Source organism: Mycobacterium ostraviense (assembly GCF_002705925.1).
GTDB classification, from domain to species: Bacteria; Actinomycetota; Actinomycetes; order Mycobacteriales; family Mycobacteriaceae; genus Mycobacterium; species Mycobacterium ostraviense.
Window position 1 is genome coordinate 2,360,566 of sequence record NZ_NKRE01000001.1, and the last position, 18,842, is coordinate 2,379,407.

Consider the following 18,842-nt stretch of genomic DNA (forward strand, 5'->3'; position numbering starts at 1 on the left):
TGACGCGTTCGCCGTGGCCAGTCGTAGGGAACCCGGTGATTGCGCATCAATGAGGCCGCCGATCTGGGACCGCGGCGGGCGCTGACGGGCGAGCAGTTGCCGCCGCTGTTGAGCGCCACCGCCGCCGCCCAACGCGCCGGGCACATCAACAGCGCGCATCCGGGTGATCCGCACCTTCCTTCAGCAGCTGCCCAGCTTCGTCGGCCTGGCCCTCCGCGACAAAGCCGAAGCCGACCTGGCCCGCCTCGGCAAAAAACACCGCCCCGACCAACTCGAGCGCCTGGCCGCCAAGATGGCCGACTGCCTCAACCCCGACGGCAATGTCACCGACACCGACCGCGCCCGCCGGCGTGGCATCACCATCGGCAACCAAGGCCCCGACGGCATGTCGGCGATCAGCGGATACCTGACCCCCGAAGCCCGCGCCACCTGGGATGCGCTGCTGGCCAAACTGGCTGCCCCGGGCATGTGCAACCCCGAGGACCTCACCCCTGTCTCAGCGGCACCCCCACCGGAACCGCGATCGAGTCCGACACTCGCAGCGCCGCCCAACGCACCCATGACGCGATCGACACCGCGTTGCGGGCCATGCTGTGCTCGACTGATCTGGGTCAACACAATGGGCTGCCCGCGACCATCATCGTGTCCACCACGCTGGCCGAGCTGGAATCCGCCAGCGGCCACGCGCTGACCGGCGGCGGCACCCTGCTGCCCATGCACGATGTGATCCGGCTGGCCTCCCATGCCCATTACTTGCGGATTTTCACCAGAGGACGCGAGCTGGGCCTGTATCACACCAAACGCATCGCCACACCCGGACAACGAATCGTGTTGTACGCCAAGGACCGAGGCTGCTCATTTCCCACTGCGAAGTGCCGGGCTACCTCACCGAGGTACACCATGGACCTCCCCCAATGCCAACAAACCAACATCGACGACCTGGCATTGGGCTGCGGACCCCACCACCAGCTGGTTACCTCCGGCGGCTGGACCACCCGCAAACTCAGCGACGGAACCACCGAATGGATCCCACCGGCGCACCTGGACTCGTCTGGATCAACGGGCCAACCCAGAACCAACACCTACTTCCACCCGGAAAAGCTGTTACACCACGACAACAAAGACGGCGACGACCCGTGATCACCGGCGGGGGCTGAGCTTGTTGCAGCGCGCCGGATCCCCGGCAAGCCCGGTCAGGGAACGCTGTCCCACTGCTGCTCGGGTGCACCGGCGTTGCACCATCGGGTGGATACCCACGTCCCCGGGTCGGGGCCGCCGAGAACCGCGAGGCACCCCCCAAGGTCATTCGTCACCTGGCCGTTGGACTGGATGGTCCAATGCTGGCTGATCCAATTGGTGCAGGGATTGAGTTTCGCCCACCAACCCTCCCCCGGTTGTGTCAGGCACTCCCCGGGGAAGGCCACGCTTTCGATCTCCTGACCATTGAGATTCCAGCGCTGGAAGCCTGTCCCATTGCAGGGGTTGATCACCACCGGGCTGACCCAGCTGCCGCTCGGGGCGTCCAGACAGACATCGCCTAATCGGCTTTTCAACTGGACCGGGCCGTCGGCATGTGCCACACCGGCGTTGAGCAGGGCGAGACCCAAGACTGCACCGACCACGGCAGGGGCGCGGCGCCCACCGCACATCAACCGCGGCATCCCAGCTCCACCATCGTGTCGAACCACCTCACCCACCCGGCAGCGCAGCTCTCGCCGAAACCACACCCGCCGCAGCCGGTTTGCCGCGGATAACCAGATCCTTACCTTAGCCTGCACCGAGCCACTCTGCATCTGGTAACTCGCTCCTTGCCCGACGCTGTCCAATAATCCCTTGCACAGCAACGGAATTCGAGTTCCCGAATGCGGCCGGCCGCGCTACAACGCGTAACGCGAATAGCAGGCCTCCATGTCGCCACCCACTCCGGCACGAAATGCCGCGATCCGGGTGAACCCGGCCGGCACGCTGATCCCGTCGGCGTCGCTGGCCACCATGTGGTTGGTCAGCAGTCCGGAAACGGCTTCGTCGAGATCACCGGCGGTGAGAATGAGTTGCTGACCGGACGGCAGTTCGATCGGCTCGGCCATTTTCCGGTGCGCGACGCCGGTCAGGCAGGCCGTCCGCAGGGCGGTCCACGGACTCTGCATCGCCAGCCCGCGTTCATGCTGCGCCGCCAGTGCGTATCTTGACATCACGATCGACAACGCGGTGTCATCGCCTTGCGGCAACGACTGCTCGTCGGTGCCGGCGACCTTTCCCATGGTCGCCAACGCCGGCAGGTCGACGACGATCGTGTTGCTGGCCGGACAGTATGACGCCGGCGGACTGGGCTTGGCATCTCGGCAACCGGCCGGCTGGTAGGACAGCGTGGGCGGATTCTTGGGCGAAAAGATCTTGCCCATCAGCTCCATCAGCGTCTTCAGTGTGTCTTCGTTGATCGCGACCTCACCGGTCTCCGGGTTCCCGCTGCTGTCGACCCGCAGGCCTTTCGGCAGATCCCCACGGCGCCGCTCGATCTCGGCCTTGTTGATCGCCGCACACGCCTCGGTCCCGCTGAGGAAGCCCATCTGGAAGGCGCTGACGCGGTCCAGGGCGGACCCGTGTTCGTCGTCGTTCTCCGCGTCCGCGTCCATCACCGGGTCGCGGGTGGTGATGATCCCGGCGAGCACGTGGTCGAGGCCGTCCGCGGTGCTCAGCGTGAAGCGCGGCGACTTACCCGCGGCGACCCAGTACAAATAGACGCCGGCGAAGCAATCCGCTTGTTGCTCACGGACAATGGTGGCATCGTTGCGGGTCACCAACTTCGCCATCACCTGCAGGGCATGCCCGAACTCGTGTGCTAACACGCCGGTGACGGAGATGTCGCCGAAATACTTCTCGGCGACCGGCATGAACACTCCGCGGTCCCAGGCGATCATGTTGCAGCGCGAAGTGAAGAACGCGTTGACCAACTGGTAGGTCTCGTTGTGGCAGACCATCGGGCTGCTGGGATCGTCGGAGTCGTAGGACACCAGTTTGTCGACGGGCTTGAACGTGCCCTTGAGGGCTTCGCTGTAGACCGCTTTCCAGTAATCCTGGATGTCGTTGACCGACAGCAACGACAACTTGTCGATCGGTCCGTTGTTGGTGTTGATCACCGTGCCGGTCGGAGCGGGCCCGTCGGGACGGGGGCCGCTGGGACCGTTGGTGGCGGGCAGACCTCCTACCCGGAACGGGTCGTTGAGGATCGACAGCGCGCGTCCCCCCACCATCGTGGTACAACCGGCCACCACCAGCATGGCACCCAGGCCGGCTGCCGCGGCGCGTAGTGATGCGGTCAGCCCGCGTGTGCGTCGCCGCCGCAATTGACGTCTTGCCCGACCGCAGTTATCCATATAATCGACCCCGATCCCGACCGGCCTGCACCCAAGGGTCCCAGTTTAGATCGGTTGATTGGAAGTCAGTGCGCAAACCAAGCAGCGACGCCGCAAAAAGTCCGGGTGCCGCATACGGCCCGAGCAGGCCGGTGCCACAACGGTTTCTATACTTGCGGTTTCTATACTCGCCGGACCTGCCGGACTCCGCCCGGCGCGGCAGCCGCTACGACACCGGCGCGCGATGGCGCTTGTCGTGTGGGGTGACGCCGTTGACGCCCGCGATGGACTGCGCATAGCTGCCCACCGCGAACGCCACCGCCGAGCCCATCACGGCCAGTGCTTGCCTGTTGACGTTGTCGGCGGTGTCCCGGACGCTCAGGTAATTGGGATCGAATGCGACGCCGGCCTGGCCGCCCCAAAGGCGTGCCTGCACAGTAGTTTTCGTCTGGGAGGCGCCGGTGGTCAGACCGCCGATCGGCACACCGGCGATCAGGAACGGATGGTAGTCGGCACTGGCGGTCAGCGGCATGTCGGCGGGCCGCTTACCCGCCAGGTTCACATAGCCAGCAAGGGTGCGTTCGATCCCGGCCGAACCTTCCGGCACATCGGCTGACGCCACACCGGGACCCGGCGGGCCGGACTGGTCGCCGTCGTCGGTGAAGAAACCCGCGTTGGGCGAGCCCAGCATGTCGAAATTCAGGTACATCGCGATGTTGTTGAGCTGTTCGCCATTCAGACCAAAGACGTAGTCCATCGCGCCGGTGAGCCCGGCGCCCCAGAAGGCGAACCGCACCGCATTGTTCACCGGCGGCAGCGGCCCCAACTGCAGCGCCGTTTCCAGCACCGCGGCCACCCCGGACCCGCCGTCGTTGATGCCCGGGCCCCCGGCTGGGCTGTCGAGATGTGCGCCGAGCATGATCACCTCGTTCGGCGATCCGGTTTTGGTCTGCGCCAGCACATTTCGCGATGTGATCTTGACGTTCTCGGTGTCCAGCACCAGCCGCACCGGGGCGGTTGCGCGTCCCAGGGCAGCGGCGACGTTGGCGTCGACCACCGCGACGGGCACGGTGAGCTGGTTGTAGTAGCCGGGGCTGAAGAGAGTCGGCGGGCTTCCCTGTCTCGTGGGCTCACTTACCACGATCAGCCCGATAGCACCTTTGGCGAGCGCACTGTTCTGCTTGTCGACCACCGAACAGCGCGTATCGTCCACCACGGCGATCGCGCTCTTCGGCAGGACGGACGGGTAGTCGCCGACGGCGCAGCCGGCTGGTTGGGTGGGCCGTACCGGCTGGCCGGTCAGGCCACCGGGTGGCGTCCGAACCAGCAGCGAGGCCTGGTCGACGGGATAACTGCGGCCGGCGACCGTCAGCGCCGGTTTGCCCTGCGACGCCGTGTACACCCGCTCGAACTGTGCTGTCGACACCTCAAAACCCTTGGTGCGCAGTGCGTTCGCCACATAGTCGACGCTGGCGTCGTAGCCACGCGTACCCGTCGCCCGGTTGCCGTTGTTGGCGTTGGCGATGGCCTGCAGCGCCCGCAGGTGGGTGAACATCCCGTCGTCGGTGACCTTGCCGGCCAGCGTGCGACCCAGATCAGGGGCCGCGGCCGGCGGCGCGAGTTTGGGCGCCGAGCATGCGGTCAGCAGACAGGCCAGCACCAGCGTCGCTGTCAAGCTTCGCATCATGGCTTGACGAGCACGTGACGGGTGCGATCCTCTATCGGGGGAACACCGTTACGGCCGGTCAGGTCCTGCGCGTACAGGCCCACGGCGTAGGCGACACCGGCGCCCTGGATGCCCAGCGCCGTGCGGTCGATGTGCTCTAAGGTGTCACCCTTTTGGTGATAGTTGGGATCGAAGGGCTCGTTTGCGGTGCCGCCCCACAGCTTTGCCTGCTCATCGGTCTTCTTGACCTCCGCGCCGGCGAAGAGCCCGCCGGACGGGATCCCCGCCAAGGTGAATCCGTCGTAGTCGGAACGACCGTCGAACGCGGTGTCCTGCGCGGTCTTGCCGGCCAACTTCAAATACGCGACCAGCAGCCGCTCGATTCCGGCCGAGCCTTCCGGCACCACCGGCTGGCCACGGCTGTCCAGTGGCAGCGACTGGTCTCCGTCATAGGCGAAGTAGCCCGGATTGGGGGAGGCCAGCATGTCGAAGTTCAGATAGAGCGCTATGTTCTTCAGCGCCTCGAGATTGAGCGACTCGACATAGTTGCGGGATCCGATCAGCCCTAGCTCTTCGGCACCCCAGAATCCGAATCGCACCGCGTTGTGCACGCGCGGCGAGTTGCCCAGTTGCACTGCGGTTTCCAGGACCGCGGCCACTCCGGAGCCGTTGTCGTTGATACCGGGCCCCTCGGCCACGCTGTCCAAATGCGCGCCTGCCATCACCACGTCGGCGGTGGACCCGGTTTTGGTCTGCGCAATGACGTTGCGCGCCTTGAAACTCTGGGTGCTCGCGGTGAGCTTGACGGTTGTGGGGCCGGACTTCGCGCGCAATTGCATGCCCACCGACTTGGTGACACCGACGACCGGGATCTTGACGTCGGTGTTGACCCCCAGGGTGCCGCCCATCGACTGCTCGTCGACGTTGTCGACGATGATCAGCGCCGCGACGCCCTGCTGGGCGGCGACGTCTTCTTTCTGGGCGAACTCGCAGCTGCCACGGTCCACCAGCGCCACCGCACCCCTTGCGGGCAGTTTGTCGTAGTCGGCGGCGGTGCAGCCCGGGCTGTCGTCGGTAGGAACCGACAGCAACGGTCCGCTCACCCCGTCCGGGGCGGTGCCGAGACTGTACTCCAGCGCATGTGCCTCCACGGTCAGGCCACCGACGGTCACCGACCCCTTCTCGGCGTGGAACACCCGGGCCGAAAACTCGGGTGTCTGCACGTCAAAACCGCTGTTGCGCAAGGTGTTGACGACGTAGTCGACGCTGGCCTCATAGCCCGGGGTGCCTACCGCCCGGGTGCCGTTGTTGGCGTTGGCGATGTCCTGCAGTTTGGCCAGATGCGCCATCATCGCTTCGGTATGCACCCGGTTGTGCAACGCATCGGCGAACTCGGCCGCGGCCGGATTACCGGTAAAGGCCTGGGGACAGCCCGACGAATGAACACAACCGACCACCAGCAAGGCAACGACCACCACCACCACGGCCATCGCCGGGGTCCTTGATTTGTTCGCCATCGCGCCCAGATTAGACCGCGGTCCAGGCATGGCGCCGCGTGACACCCATTCGGCGGGCGATCGATCCGGACTTAGTGAATGCAGGTGAACGCAACGATCAGACGAACCCAGCCGAACCCAGCCTCAGACAAACCCAGACTCAGACAAACAACGCGCTGAACGGCGCAACCGGGATGTTGCGCACCACGAACCAGGCCAGCACCAGCGACAGCGTCACCAGGGCCGCCCAGCGACTGCGCTGCCACCCGCGCATTCGCCGGCCTACCAGGCGACCATAAGTCCACGCCAGGTAGGCCCACACCAAGAGCACCACCGCCGCCAGGCCGAGAGCGTTGAATCTGGCGGCGGCCAACAGATTGCCGTGCATCAGGCTGTACAGCATTCGCAGGCTGCCACAGCCGGGACAATCGATACCCAGCAATGCCTTGGTGGGGCATACCGGCAGCGGACCGTTCGGCGTTGTCGGGTCCCCCACCCAGACAACGGCGCATACCGACATGGTGGCCGCGGCCACCAGCAGTGGCGCACCCAACCGCAACGGCACCGATCCTTGGTGGGTCACCATGTACTCGCCTTAGAACATCCCCACGAGCATGGCCGCGCTCGACGTCCCGGCGTTCAGCGCGCCGACCGCCATCAAGATGCCGTAGATGACGATCACGATTACGCCGGCGATGGCCGACCACATCACGAACTTCTTGGCGCTGTCGGCGGCCGCCTGGGCCTCTGCATAGCGCCCCTGTGCCCACAGCCCACTGACCTGGGTGGACTTGACGATCGCAACGATCCCGAGCGGAAGACAGCAGAACAACGTCACCAGAATGGACCACACCAAGTAGTTGTCAGGTTGTTGCCCGGCAGGTGGCTGCTGCGGTGGGTAACCAGGCGGTGGTGGTTGTGTCATGAAAACTCCAGATCAAGAGAAGTTAGCTGGCCTAAAGCGGTGCTTACCATACCCGAGAGCCGTCCTGACGGCATCACCTAAGCGGAAAAATCCGCGCGGCGGCGGGCAACCGCTGAACCGCTTCCATGGCGCAACGCGGCGCCCCTGTCCGAATCGGCTCGACCCGGATGACCCCCGGGGGCAATCGTTTACCGCTGCCACCAGGGTCAGCCGGAGCGAGAATCAGTGGTCAAACTCGGGCGAAAGGAATTGTGCGACTATTCATTTCACCAATCATCGGCACCAGCGCCCAGACGTGCTGGCAGCTTGATCAATGTCGGCCGCACACCGAAATTAATGTCACAACAGACAATTTCCAACAGAATATGTGTTCGGCCGGGGACATAGCCTCGTCACGGCCCTCCCATGCCGATCGACGAAGCCCTGTTTTCCGACGAGCGACACCAATACACTCACCGATGTCAACGCAGCCGCATCGTCGGTCCGACACACCAAGGAGTCAAGGATGTCTCACTTCATCACCGCGCTGCGAGCCGCGGCGGCTGCAGCACTCATGGGTAGCCTCGCCTGCCTGGGTACTGCCACCGCGAACGCGGACCCCACCGGCACTGCGTCCGACGTCAACACCCTCGCCGGTTCGGTGTCGAAGGGTTACGGCCTCAACAACTGCACGGCCCAGACGATCACCAGTGGCGAACTCGCCGCGCTTTCCTGCGGGCAAAACCCCGACGCCGCGGGACCCGCCCTAGCCAAGTACATCCTCTTCGCCACCCCCGACGACATGAACGGATCATTCAAGGCCAGCATCAAGGACGAAACCCTCACCGCGTGCGGGGACAGCGGCCAGTCGCCGACCACCTGGCGCCAGGGCAGCGCGGGCGCCACGGCCGGACAGGTGGCCTGCGGCACCTACCAGGGTGCCGCCGAGATCATCTGGACCACCGACGCCAAGAACGTGCTCAGCTACATCCGTGCCGGCAACTCGGATGTCCCCGCGCTTTACCAGTGGTGGCGGACCAACGGCTGACGCTTACAGTTGGGCCGCAACCAGTTTCGCCACCGCGCGCATCCCGGCGGCATTGGGGTGCAGCGGCGCCGGCCGCGCCGGTAGCGGCACCGCTAACCGTGCAGGCTTTTCCGTCCACGGCTCGGGTGACCATGCGTGGTGGTCGCGGCTGGCTGCCGCGGCGCGCACGACCTCACAGCCGGTGAGCGCGGCGGCGTCGGCGGTAAGTCGTTCCAGCGTTGCGGCGACGTGGCGGCCGAGTTCGCTGTCGGCCGCGGACAACGGCGGAGCCGCGACCCCCGCCGGGGGCAACACCGTGAGGTAGTCGACGAAGAGTACCCGCGCCCGCGGCGCCCGCCGCCGTAACGAACGACCGACCTCGCACAGCGAATCGAATACCTGGGCCAGGGCCTGATCGCGGGAGTTGCGGTCGCGCAGTTCGGCTATCCACGCGCCGAGCATCGGCAGGCGCCGCGCCGGTCCCGGCAACGCCGCGGCCATCAGCAGCGGAATGTAGCCGACGTCGTTGCCGCCGATGGTGACCGTGACCAACGACTCCGAGCCGTCCAGCGCGGTTATCTGAGGTGGCGCGCCGTGCTGGTGATCACCGAGCACATTGGCGGTGGTGGCGCCGGAGTAGGTGACGTCCACCAACTCCAGGCGTTGTTGTTCGGCGACCAGGTGCGGGTAGTTGCGGGCCGATCGGCCGGATCGCCACGGCGCGCCGGCCGCGCGGGGCCGGATGCCCGGGCCGGCTGCCATCGAACTGCCAAGCGCCACATAACGTTTGGTGCGTTTGGTCATAGCTCGGGGCTGGAGGCCTGCGCCCAAAAGCGTTTCGGGATCCTGCCGGCACGGCGGGCCAGATGGCCGGCGGTGACGGCAGCGGCCATTGCGGCGGCCATCGCCGGAGGATCTGCGGCCCGGGTCACCGCGGTAGCCAACAACACCGCGTCACAACCCAACTCCATTGCCAGCGCGGCATCGCTGGCGGTGCCGATGCCCGCGTCGAGGACCACCGGAACACCGGCCTGCGTCACGATCATCTCGATATTGTGCGGGTTGGTGATGCCGAGGCCGGTGCCGATCGGTGAGCCCAGCGGCATCACCGCCGCGCAACCGGCGTCCTCGAGGCGGCGGGCCAGCACCGGGTCGTCATTGGTGTACGGCAGCACCACAAACCCGTCGTCGACCAATTGCTCTGCGGCCCTCACTAATTCGATAGCGTCCGGCAGCAGGGTGCGCTCGTCGGCGATCACCTCCAGCTTGACCCAGTTGGTGTCCAGCGCTTCACGGGCCAGCTGCGCGGTCAGCACCGCCTCGGCGGCACTGCGGCACCCCGCGGTGTTGGGCAGCGGCGTGATACCCAGCCGGTTGAGCAGGTCGAGCAGGCCGGTTCCGCCCTCGGCGTCGACCCGGCGGATCGCGACGGTGGTCAGCTCGGTACCCGAGGCGACCAACGCCTCCTCCAGCACCGCCAGATTCGACGCTCCCCCGGTGCCCATGATCAGCCGCGACGCGAAACTGCGGTCGCCGATCGTCAGTTTGTCGCCCACGTCAACCACCCTGCACCGCCGTCACCACCTCGAGCCGATCACCTTCGGAAAGCGTTGTCGCCCAGTTAGATCGAGGAAGCACCGCGCGGTCCAGGGCCACCGCAACGCCGCGGTCGGGGAAACCCAGCGACTGCAGCAGCGCGGCAACGGTGGTCTGCTCGTCGACCTCCACCTGCTGCTCGTTGACGACGACGATCATGCGCTCGCTCCGACCGCAGCGAGTTCGGACATGATCTGCTCGGCCGTCCACGGCGCCAACAGGAATCCCGACCGGCCATGGCCCGCGGCGACTAGGGTCCGCTCGTCCAGGCGCTGCACGATCGGCAGGTTGTCGGGCGTCATCGGCCGCAGTCCCGCCGAGCACTCGGCCAATTCGTACTCACCCAGGGCCGGCAGCACCGCGCACGCGTCGTCCAGCAGGTCACGCACGCCCGACACCACCGGCGCGGTGTCGCGGCCGTGTTCATACTGGGTGGCGCCCACCACCACCCCGTCCGCCCGCGGCACCAGATACACCTGGCGACCGTGGACCCGTGCGCGAATCACTCGCCGCGACAACGGCATACAACCTTTGCGCCAGCGCAGCCGCAGTACCTCCCCCTTCACCGGGCGCACCGGCAGCCCGGGCCACAACGCGGGGGCGTCGATGCCGTTGGCGATCACCACCGCGTCCCCCTCAGCCTCGGACAGCCCGGTCACCGGAGCGGCCCAGGCGACGCCGAGTCGCTCACAGTCCACGGTCAGCGCGTCGAGCAATGCGCGGTTGTCGACCGCCAGTTCGGTAGGCGCGCGAAAGCCGTGCCGGATCCCTTGTGCCAGCAGCGGTTCGACGTCGCGGGCGGCCGACTCCCACACCACCGGATGCCCTTGCTGCGACAACCAGTCCGCAACGGTATGCAGGTCGGCGACGTCGGCCCGGTCGACAGCCACCACCAGCGACTCGCGGGCGGTGACCACGTGTGACGGCAGCCCGTCCAGGAAACCGCCGACGTGCCACAGCCGCAGCGACTCCAGCCCGAGCCGCAACAACCGTTCCTCACCCGGCCAGCCTTCGCTGTGCGGGGCGATCATGCCGCCGGCGACCCACGACGCGCCGGACTCACCGCTGCGATGCACCCGCACCGACCATCCGGCCCGGGCCGCCCGGCGCGCCACCGACAACCCGATGACGCCGCCGCCGATGACGGCCAATGACCCCGCGGGTGTGGGTGCTGACATCCTTGCTCCCTTCGCCGGCATGACCCGGATCAGGTGTGACGGTCAGGGCAGGTCCAAGGTGCCCACTCTCAGTCCCGCTGGTTACCCGGGACTCCCGTGCCTACAGGGGTTCTTCTGGTTCCAAACTAGCGCGCTAGCGTCGCAGTGTGCAGTCCCGTCTGGCCCGTCTGGCTCGTCTGGCCCGTCTAGCCGAGGCGAGGCTCTATTTGTGCACCGACGCCCGTCGCGAGCGCGGCGACCTGGCCGAGTTCGCCGATACGGCGTTGGCCGGTGGCGTGGACATCATCCAGCTTCGGGACAAGGGCTCGGTCGGCGAGCAGCGGTTCGGGCCGCTGGAGGCACTCGACGAACTGGCCGCCTGCGAGGTCCTCGCCGACGCGGCCCGCCGCCACGGCGCCCTGTTCGCGGTCAACGACCGGGCCGACATCGCTGCGGCCGCCGGCGCCGACGTGCTGCACCTGGGTCAGCGCGACCTGCCGTCGAGCATCGCCCGGAAGATCGTCGGGCCCGGCGTGCTGATCGGCCGGTCCACTCATGACCGCGACCAGGTTGCCGCGGCCGCCGTCGCCGATGACGACTACTTCTGCGTGGGACCCTGCTGGCCCACCCCGACCAAGCCGGGGCGCCCGGCACCGGGGCTGGACCTGGTGCGGGCCGCCGCCGCAATCGGTGGCGACAAACCGTGGTTCGCTATCGGCGGCATCGACGCGCAGCGCCTGCCCGACGTCGTGGCCGCCGGTGCCCGCCGGATCGTGGTGGTGCGCGCCATCGCGGCGGCCGACGACCCGAAGGCAGCCGCCGAACGGCTCAGGTCAGCGCTTCCAGCAACGAGCTGACCCGCGGACTCAGCTGCGACGGCACCAGATCCGCGTCGCCCGGCATGCACCACACGAAGACCCCGTCCTCGATTTCCACCGTGCAGGGCAGCCGTCGCCGGCGTTCGTCGCCGCGGCGCAGCGGCACGGTGACCGGGGCGGTGCGCAGCAGCTGCCAGCTGGCGGCGAATCCGGGATGCAGCGGAAGGTCGGTCACGTCGTCCTCGGCAACCCAGCGCAGCTCGGCGCTTTCCCGGTTGGGCACGGTGTGCAGCAACTCGTCGGTGTCGGCGACGACCGTCGTATAGGTCCAGGCCGTGCCGCGCGGGCTGGCCGTCACCAGCACCGCCCGCACGGTCAGGCGCTCGGCCGCCAGGCCCGCCTCTTCCCGGGCTTCGCGGACCGCGGTCTGTTCCGGAGTCTCATGGCTGTCCCGGGCACCGCCCGGCAAGCCCCAGGTGCCACCCTGATGGCTCCACACCGCCCGGTGCTGCAGCAGCACCGCGGGGCCGCCGTCGGGCAACGGGGCCCGAAGCAGCAGCCCGGCCGAGCCGAATCGGCCCCAGTAGTGGGCGCCGTTGTCGGATACCACCCATCCGTCCCCGTCGCCCTGCACCAATTCAGGATATGCACGCGACGCCGCCGGGGACTTAGGGTAATTAAGTCTGCCTCCCCACATCTGTCGGCGCATTCTCTTAGAATTCGCTTATCCGGGTTGGTGACTTCGCCGAACGAGCCGAATAGATATCGAAAGCTGAGGTCGGAGCAGACGTGACGGTTGAGCTGGCGCACCCGTCGACCGAGCCGCTGGGATCGCGGTCGCCCGCCGAACCGGCCCATCCGCGCTGGTGGTTCGTCTCGACCACACCCGGGCGGATCCTGACCATCGGCATCGTGTTGGCAGCTCTGGGCGTGTCCAGCGCGTTCGCCACGTCGACGACGATCAACCACCGTCAGCAAGTGCTGACCACCGTGCTGGAACACACCGAGCCGCTGTCGTTTGCGGCCGGACGGCTCTACACCACGTTGTCGGTGGCCGACGCCGCGGCAGCCACCGCGTTCATCGCCCAGGCCGAACCCCGCGCCGTCCGGCTGCGCTACGAGCAGGCCATCACCGACGCGGCGGTGGCGGTGACCCGCGCGTCGAGTGGGCTCACCGATGAGTCGTTGGTGCAATTGCTGGGCCGGATCAACGCTGAACTGGCGGTCTATACCGGCCTCATCGAGATCGCGCGCACCAACAACCGGGCGGGTAACCCGGTCGGGTCGTCGTACCTGTCGGAGGCATCGGGGCTGATGCAGTCGACGATCCTGCCCGACGCGCAACAGCTGTACCAGGCGACGTCGGAACGGGTCGACCGGGAAACCACCGCGTCCACCCAGATCCCGGCTCCGGTGATCCTGGTCGTCACCACCACGGTGGCCTTCGGCGCCTTCTCGCACCGCTGGCTGGCCCGGCGCACCCGCAGACGGATCAATCCCGGTCTTGTCGTCGGTGCGCTCGGTATTCTCGTCATGGTGGTCTGGGTCGGAACCGCATTGACAATCTCTACGACGGCCAGCCGCAGCGCCAAAGACTCGGCGGCGGAGTCGCTGAAGATCGTCACCAACCTGGCGATCACCGCCCAGCAGGCGCGAGCCGACCAGACGCTGTCGCTGATCCGGCGCGGCGACGAAGAGATCCGCAAGCGGTCGTTCTACCAGCGCATCGAGGCCATGCATCACCAGCTCGACGACTACATGGCCCGCCGCGACGCCGTCGACAAACCCGACTTGCTGGGTGCCGATCAGCTGCTCGTCCGCTGGCAGCAGGCCAACGACCGGATCAACTCCTACATATCGGTCGGCAACTATCGGGCCGCCATCCAGGTTGCGTTGGGCAAGGGCAAGGACGACGCCACGCCCGCGTTCGACAAGCTCGACGAGGCGCTGACCAGGGCCATGGAGCAGAGCCGCCACCACCTTCGTGACGACGTGCTCAATGCGCGGCGGGGACTGGCCGGCGCCCAGGTTGGCGGCGTGGTGCTCAGTGTGGGCGCCGCCATTGCGGTCGCGCTCGGACTGTGGCCCAGATTGAAAGAATATCGGTGATGAAGGGCCTGCCCAGTTTCCGGAGGGCGGCAACGCCTCTCGCGCTCCTCGCCTCGGCGGTCCTGCTCGCCGGTTGCGGCCACGCCGAATCGCTGACAGTGGAGACGACGCCGACGCTCCCGTATCCCACGCCGGTCGGAATGGAGGTGATGCCGCCCGAGCCTCCGCTGCCGCCGGACGCGGCGAGCCAGGACTGCAACCCGACCGCCAGCTTGCGCCCCTTCCGCACCAAAGCCGAGGCCGATGCCGCGGTGGCCGATATCCACGAGCGCGGCCGATTGATCGTCGGGCTCGACATCGGCAGCAACCTGTTCAGCTTCCGCGACCCGATCACCGGGGATATCACCGGCTTCGACGTCGACATCGCCGGGGAGGTGGCGCGCGACATCTTCGGCAGCCCGTCGCACGTCGAATACCGGATCCTGTCAGCCGCGGAGCGCATCACCGCGCTGCAGACTTCCCAGGTCGACGTCGTGGTCAAGACCATGACCATCACCTGTGAGCGACGCAAGCTGGTGAACTTCTCGACCGTGTACCTGGATGCCAACCAGCGCATCCTGGCCCCCCGCGACTCGTCCATCGCGAAGGTGTCGGACCTGTCCGGTAAGCGTGTCTGCGTCGCCAGAGGCACCACGTCGTTGCGCCGCATCCGCGAGATCGCGCCGCCACCGGTCGTCGTGTCGGTGGTGAACTGGGCCGACTGCCTGGTGGCAATGCAACAGCGGCAGATCGATGCCGTCAGCACCGACGACTCGATTCTGGCCGGGCTGGTGGAAGAAGACCCTTATCTACACATCGTCGGGCCCGACATGGCCAATCAGCCCTATGGCATCGGGATCAACCTGGACAACACCGGGATGGTCCGGTTCGTCAACGGCACACTCGAACGGATCCGTACCGACGGCACCTGGAATACGTTGTACCGCAAGTGGTTATCGGTCCTTGGTCCGGCACCGGTGCCGCCCCAGCCGAGGTATCTGGATTGATGTCCGCCAAGCCCGCGCACAACGACTCAGCGACCGACGATCAGGAAGGCCGGCAAGACCTGGCTCCCGGCACGCAGTCGGCCGACGTGCAGACGGGCGCGGCCGCCGGAAGCCGGCCGCCGGCGACTCAGGCGATTTTCCGTCCCGATTTCGACGATGGCGACGAGGACTTGTCCATCTCGCTGGGCGCCATGGACACCCAGCCGCAGGAGCGAATGTCGGCTGCGACGCGGGCGTTGCCGCCGGTCAGGAAGCTCGGCGGCGGCCTGGTCGAGATTCCGCGGGTACCGGATACCGATCCGCTCAAGGCCCTGATGACCGACCCGGTGGTTCCCGAGTCGAAGCGGTTCTGCTGGAACTGTGGACGCCCGGTCGGTCGCAGCGGCGCGGAGGGCAGGGGCGCCTCGGAGGGCTGGTGCCCCTACTGCGGCAGTCCGTACTCGTTTCTGCCGCAGCTGAGCCCCGGCGACATCATCGCCGGTCAGTACGAGGTCAAGGGCTGCATCGCGCACGGTGGCATGGGCTGGGTATATCTGGCCCTCGACCACAACGTCAACGACCGTCCGGTGGTGCTCAAAGGCCTGGTGCACTCCGGGGACGCCGAGGCGCAGGCGATCGCGATGGCGGAACGCAAGTTCCTGGCCGAAGTGGTGCACCCGTCGATCGTGCAGATCTTCAACTTCGTCGAGCACACCGACCGGCAGGGGGATCCGGTCGGCTACATCGTCATGGAGTACATCGGCGGGCAGTCGCTGCGGCGGGGCCGCGGCGATAAACTGCCGGTCGCCGAGGCGATCGCCTACATCCTGGAAATCTTGCCGGCGCTGAGTTATCTGCACTCGATCGGCCTGGTCTACAACGACTTGAAGCCGGAAAACATCATGCTCACCGAGGAGCAGCTCAAGCTGATCGATCTGGGTGCGGTGTCGCGGATCAACTCGTTCGGATACCTCTACGGCACTCCCGGCTTCCAGGCGCCCGAGATCGTGCGGACCGGCCCGACCGTGGCCACCGACATCTACACCGTGGGGCGCACGCTGGCGGCGCTCACGCTGAACCTGCCCACCCGCAACGGCCGGTATGCCGACGGGCTGCCCGACGACGACCCGGTGCTGGACAAATACGACTCATTCGGCCGGTTGCTGCGCCGCGCCATCGACCCCGATCCGCGACGGCGGTTCGCCAGCACAGACGAAATGTCGGCGCAGTTGACGGGCGTGTTGCGGGAGGTGGTTGCCGCCGACACCGGGGTGCCCCGGCCCGGGCTGTCGACCATCTTCAGTCCCAGCCGGTCTACCTTCGGCGTGGACCTGCTGGTCGCGCACACCGACGTGTATCTGGACGGCCAGGTCCATGCGGAGAAGCTGACCGCCAAGGAGATCGTGACCGCGCTGCAGGTACCGCTGGTCGACCCGACCGACGTCGCGGCCCCGGTTCTGCAGGCCACCGTGCTCTCTCAGCCGGTGCAGACGCTGGACTCGCTGCGCGCTGCCCGTCACGGCGCCCTGGGCGCCGACGGCGTCGACCTTTCCGAATCTGTCGAACTGCCGCTGATGGAGGTGCGGGCGCTGCTGGACCTCGGTGATGTCGCCAAGGCCACCCGCAAACTCGACGACCTGGCCGACCGGGTGGGCTGGCGCTGGCGGCTGGTCTGGTACAAGGCGGTTGCCGAGTTGCTCACCGGCGACTACGACTCTGCCATCAAGCATTTCACCGAGGTGCTGGATACCTTCCCAGGCGAAATCGCGCCCAAACTGGCGCTGGCCGCGACCGCGGAACTGGCCGGCTACACCGACGAGCACAACTTCTACCAGACGGTGTGGCAGACCAACGACGGCGTGATATCGGCGGCGTTCGGCCTGGCCCGAACCCTTTCGACTAAGGGTGATCGAGCCGGCGCGGTGCGCACCCTCGACGAAGTACCCCCCAGCTCAAGGCATTTCACCACCGCCCGACTGACCAGCGCGGTGACGTTGCTGTCGGGACGGTCACGTAGCGAAGTCACCGAGGATCAGATCCGCGACGCCGCCCGGCGAGTGGAGTCGCTGCCGCCCACCGAACCGCGCGTGCTGCAGATTCGTGCGCTGGTGCTCGGCGGCGCGATGGACTGGCTACAGGACAACCAGGCCAGCACCAATCACATCCTCGGGTTTCCGTTCACCGATCACGGGCTGCGGCTCGGCGTCGAGGCGGCGTTGCGTAGCCTGGCGCGTATCGCGCCCACGCAACGGCACCGCTACACCTTGGTGGACATGGCCAACAACGTGCGTCCCACCAGCACGTTCTAGGTTTATGGGTGCTGGGACGCTGGGCCGGCGTCGTGGGCCGCGGTAAGCACATCTGCCACATGAATCACTGTCTGGGGCGATGCGCAATTTGCCCACCTCGTAGCGACAACCTCACGCGCAGAACGGATTTGTCGCTATTAGGCGGGCACGACGGACGCCGCGACCTCCTTGTGGCTGATGTGACTGACGTGATCGGCCGCCGTCTCGCCGGAAGTGCGGGTTTACTACCTCAGCATCGGGCTGGGGCGTCGAGTGTGCGCCCCGGGCGGCGACTGTGCGCCCCGGGCGTCGAGTGTGCGCCCCGGGCGGCGAGTGTGCGCCCCGGGCGGCGAGTGTGCGCCCCGGGCGGCGAGTGTGCGCCCCGGGCGTAAGAATCGCCCAAACACCGCCAAGGATGCACCGTCGACGCCATAGGCGCACACTGGGAACCCGCACTGCACAACCGAATTCCGCTCCGCCACCGCCGCGCCTCACCGCACAACCGAAGTCCGCTCCGTAACCGCCGCCCGTACCCGGCGCAGGATGTCCGTGGGGCGATCCTCGGCCACGACCCGGATGATGACCCACCCCATCTGCTCGAGCAGCTCGACCCGTCGAATGTCCTTGACGTATTGCTGGCGGTCTCGTTGATGATGGTCGCCGTCGTATTCGACGGCGACCATATAGTCCTCCCAGCCAAGGTCGAGGTAGGCAAACGGCATGCCATCGGCTCCCGGTACCGGTATCTGCGTGCGCGGTCGCGGGAATCCCGCATCGATCAGCAGTAGCCGCAGATAGCTTTCCCTCGGTGATTGTGCGCCGGGGTCGACGAGCTCCAACGCAGTCTCCAGCTGTCGCAGTCCGCGCGCCCCGGGATGACGGCCGGCGACACACAGCACATCGTCCACCTTGAAACCCGTCGCCCGAGCCAGCGCGTCCAGCCGGACGACAGCCGAGCGGACCGCTCCGCGCCGGCCAATGTCGAAGGCAGTGCGCTCGGGTGTGGTGACTGCGCGACCGTCCACGATCTGCATTTCGCCGTCGCTCAGCACGTCGCGGCGGGTCAGCACACCACGCGGCGGCCGGGACTTGACACAAATCAGCTCAACGGGGAAGTCGTCGGGAATCCATCTGGCCCCGTGCACCGCCGCGGCCGCCGCACCCGCTATCACCGCCGAACCACGCGACCACAGCCAAGCAGCAGCAATGCGCTGCTTGAAAGACAACTGCGCCCGTCGCGAGAGGTAAACATTCGGCAGCACTGCCCGGTACTGCGTGCGAAGCTGATGCCGGGTCAAGGCTCCTGACGCCAACGCCGCGCTGCCGAGGAATGGTGCCTGCGAATCCCACATGCCGCAGAGGATGGCACGTCGACCGCCAACAGCGATTCCGCGTATCCACAGGCTTGAAATCGACCGCGATCTCGAAGCCACTCGGCGGCACACACGGCAAACATAGTGAGA

The 18,842-nt window shown here is 67.0% G+C and carries 17 protein-coding genes, 1 pseudogene and 1 riboswitch; of the genes and pseudogenes, 6 read left to right on the forward strand and 12 right to left on the reverse strand.

Annotated features, from left to right (window positions below; genetic code table 11):
• Positions 1-42: 42 nt before the first annotated feature.
• A pseudogene (locus CDN38_RS10805) lies at positions 43-1,140 on the forward strand (13E12 repeat family protein); the annotation flags it as partial.
• Between the two features lie 53 nt (positions 1,141-1,193).
• On the opposite strand, the gene CDN38_RS10810 reads toward CDN38_RS10805, so the two are convergent.
• The 6 genes from CDN38_RS10810 to CDN38_RS10835 form a co-directional block, all read right to left on the reverse strand.
• A complete protein-coding gene (locus CDN38_RS10810; protein WP_075509527.1) occupies positions 1,194-1,661 on the reverse strand; it encodes an Rv1419 family lectin in 468 nt (155 codons plus the stop codon).
• 216 nt (positions 1,662-1,877) lie between these two features.
• Complete coding sequence (locus tag CDN38_RS10815; protein ID WP_075509526.1) at positions 1,878-3,374, reverse strand: neutral zinc metallopeptidase; 1,497 nt, start codon at positions 3,372-3,374, stop codon at positions 1,878-1,880.
• A 205-nt stretch (positions 3,375-3,579) separates the two neighbouring features.
• Positions 3,580-5,040, reverse strand: a complete 1,461-nt coding sequence (locus CDN38_RS10820) for a M28 family peptidase (protein WP_075509525.1) — start codon at positions 5,038-5,040, stop codon at positions 3,580-3,582.
• A complete protein-coding gene (locus CDN38_RS10825; protein ID WP_075509567.1) occupies positions 5,037-6,536 on the reverse strand; it encodes a M28 family metallopeptidase in 1,500 nt (499 codons plus the stop codon). The genes CDN38_RS10820 and CDN38_RS10825 overlap by 4 nt, the downstream gene beginning before the upstream one ends.
• Positions 6,537-6,675: 139 nt before the next feature.
• Positions 6,676-7,101 carry a DUF2752 domain-containing protein gene (locus CDN38_RS10830; protein WP_075509524.1) on the reverse strand — a complete coding sequence of 142 codons (426 nt, stop codon included), beginning with the start codon at positions 7,099-7,101 and terminating at the stop codon, positions 6,676-6,678.
• A 9-nt stretch (positions 7,102-7,110) separates the two neighbouring features.
• Positions 7,111-7,440 (reverse strand): CD225/dispanin family protein, encoded by a 330-nt coding sequence (locus CDN38_RS10835; RefSeq protein WP_075509523.1) that lies wholly within the window; start codon positions 7,438-7,440, stop codon positions 7,111-7,113.
• Between the two features lie 505 nt (positions 7,441-7,945).
• Between CDN38_RS10835 and CDN38_RS10840 the strand changes: the two genes are divergently transcribed.
• Positions 7,946-8,467: a serine/threonine protein kinase gene (locus CDN38_RS10840; RefSeq protein WP_075509522.1), complete on the forward strand. Its 522-nt coding sequence runs from the start codon at positions 7,946-7,948 to the stop codon at positions 8,465-8,467.
• A gap of 3 nt (positions 8,468-8,470) precedes the next feature.
• On the opposite strand, the gene CDN38_RS10845 is transcribed toward CDN38_RS10840, so the two are convergent.
• The 4 genes from CDN38_RS10845 to thiO all read right to left on the reverse strand — a co-directional run bounded on the left by CDN38_RS10845 (position 8,471) and on the right by thiO (position 11,220).
• A complete protein-coding gene (locus tag CDN38_RS10845) occupies positions 8,471-9,250 on the reverse strand; it encodes an SGNH/GDSL hydrolase family protein (protein WP_075509521.1) in 780 nt (259 codons plus the stop codon).
• The gene (locus CDN38_RS10850; protein ID WP_075509520.1) at positions 9,247-10,002 is read right to left on the reverse strand and encodes a thiazole synthase; all 756 of its coding nucleotides are present in this window, start codon (positions 10,000-10,002) and stop codon (positions 9,247-9,249) included. The genes CDN38_RS10845 and CDN38_RS10850 overlap by 4 nt, the downstream gene beginning before the upstream one ends.
• Position 10,003: 1 nt before the next feature.
• Positions 10,004-10,201, reverse strand: coding sequence for a sulfur carrier protein ThiS (thiS, locus tag CDN38_RS10855; protein ID WP_075509519.1), 198 nt, complete (start codon positions 10,199-10,201; stop codon positions 10,004-10,006).
• Positions 10,198-11,220 (reverse strand): glycine oxidase ThiO, encoded by a 1,023-nt coding sequence (gene thiO, locus CDN38_RS10860; RefSeq protein ID WP_075509518.1) that lies wholly within the window; start codon positions 11,218-11,220, stop codon positions 10,198-10,200. The genes thiS and thiO overlap by 4 nt, the downstream gene beginning before the upstream one ends.
• A riboswitch (TPP riboswitch) is annotated at positions 11,210-11,328 on the reverse strand. It overlaps the preceding gene by 11 nt.
• 68 nt (positions 11,329-11,396) lie before the next feature.
• Between thiO and thiE the strand changes: the two genes are divergently transcribed.
• Positions 11,397-12,056 (forward strand): thiamine phosphate synthase, encoded by a 660-nt coding sequence (gene thiE, locus CDN38_RS10865; RefSeq protein WP_142361354.1) that lies wholly within the window; start codon positions 11,397-11,399, stop codon positions 12,054-12,056.
• Here thiE and CDN38_RS10870 read toward each other — a convergent pair.
• Positions 12,028-12,651, reverse strand: a complete 624-nt coding sequence (locus CDN38_RS10870) for an NUDIX hydrolase (RefSeq protein WP_075509565.1) — start codon at positions 12,649-12,651, stop codon at positions 12,028-12,030. The two genes, thiE and CDN38_RS10870, sit on opposite strands and share 29 nt — an antisense overlap.
• A 155-nt stretch (positions 12,652-12,806) precedes the next feature.
• Between CDN38_RS10870 and glnX the strand changes: the two genes are divergently transcribed.
• Genes glnX through CDN38_RS10885 form a run of 3 tightly spaced genes read left to right on the forward strand, consistent with a single transcriptional unit; the run spans position 12,807 to position 17,400 of the window.
• Positions 12,807-14,126, forward strand: a complete 1,320-nt coding sequence (gene glnX / locus CDN38_RS10875) for a protein kinase G-activating protein GlnX (protein WP_075509517.1) — start codon at positions 12,807-12,809, stop codon at positions 14,124-14,126.
• Positions 14,126-15,112: a glutamate ABC transporter substrate-binding protein gene (locus CDN38_RS10880; protein WP_075509516.1), complete on the forward strand. Its 987-nt coding sequence runs from the start codon at positions 14,126-14,128 to the stop codon at positions 15,110-15,112. The genes glnX and CDN38_RS10880 overlap by 1 nt, the downstream gene beginning before the upstream one ends.
• A complete protein-coding gene (locus CDN38_RS10885) occupies positions 15,112-17,400 on the forward strand; it encodes a serine/threonine-protein kinase PknG (protein ID WP_075509515.1) in 2,289 nt (762 codons plus the stop codon). Before CDN38_RS10880 ends, CDN38_RS10885 begins: the two co-directional genes overlap by 1 nt.
• 470 nt (positions 17,401-17,870) lie before the next feature.
• Here the strand turns inward: CDN38_RS10885 and CDN38_RS10890 are convergent, their stop codons facing one another.
• Entirely contained in the window at positions 17,871-18,731 is an 861-nt protein-coding gene (locus tag CDN38_RS10890) for an endonuclease domain-containing protein (RefSeq protein ID WP_075509514.1), read from the reverse strand.
• Positions 18,732-18,842 lie beyond the last annotated feature (111 nt).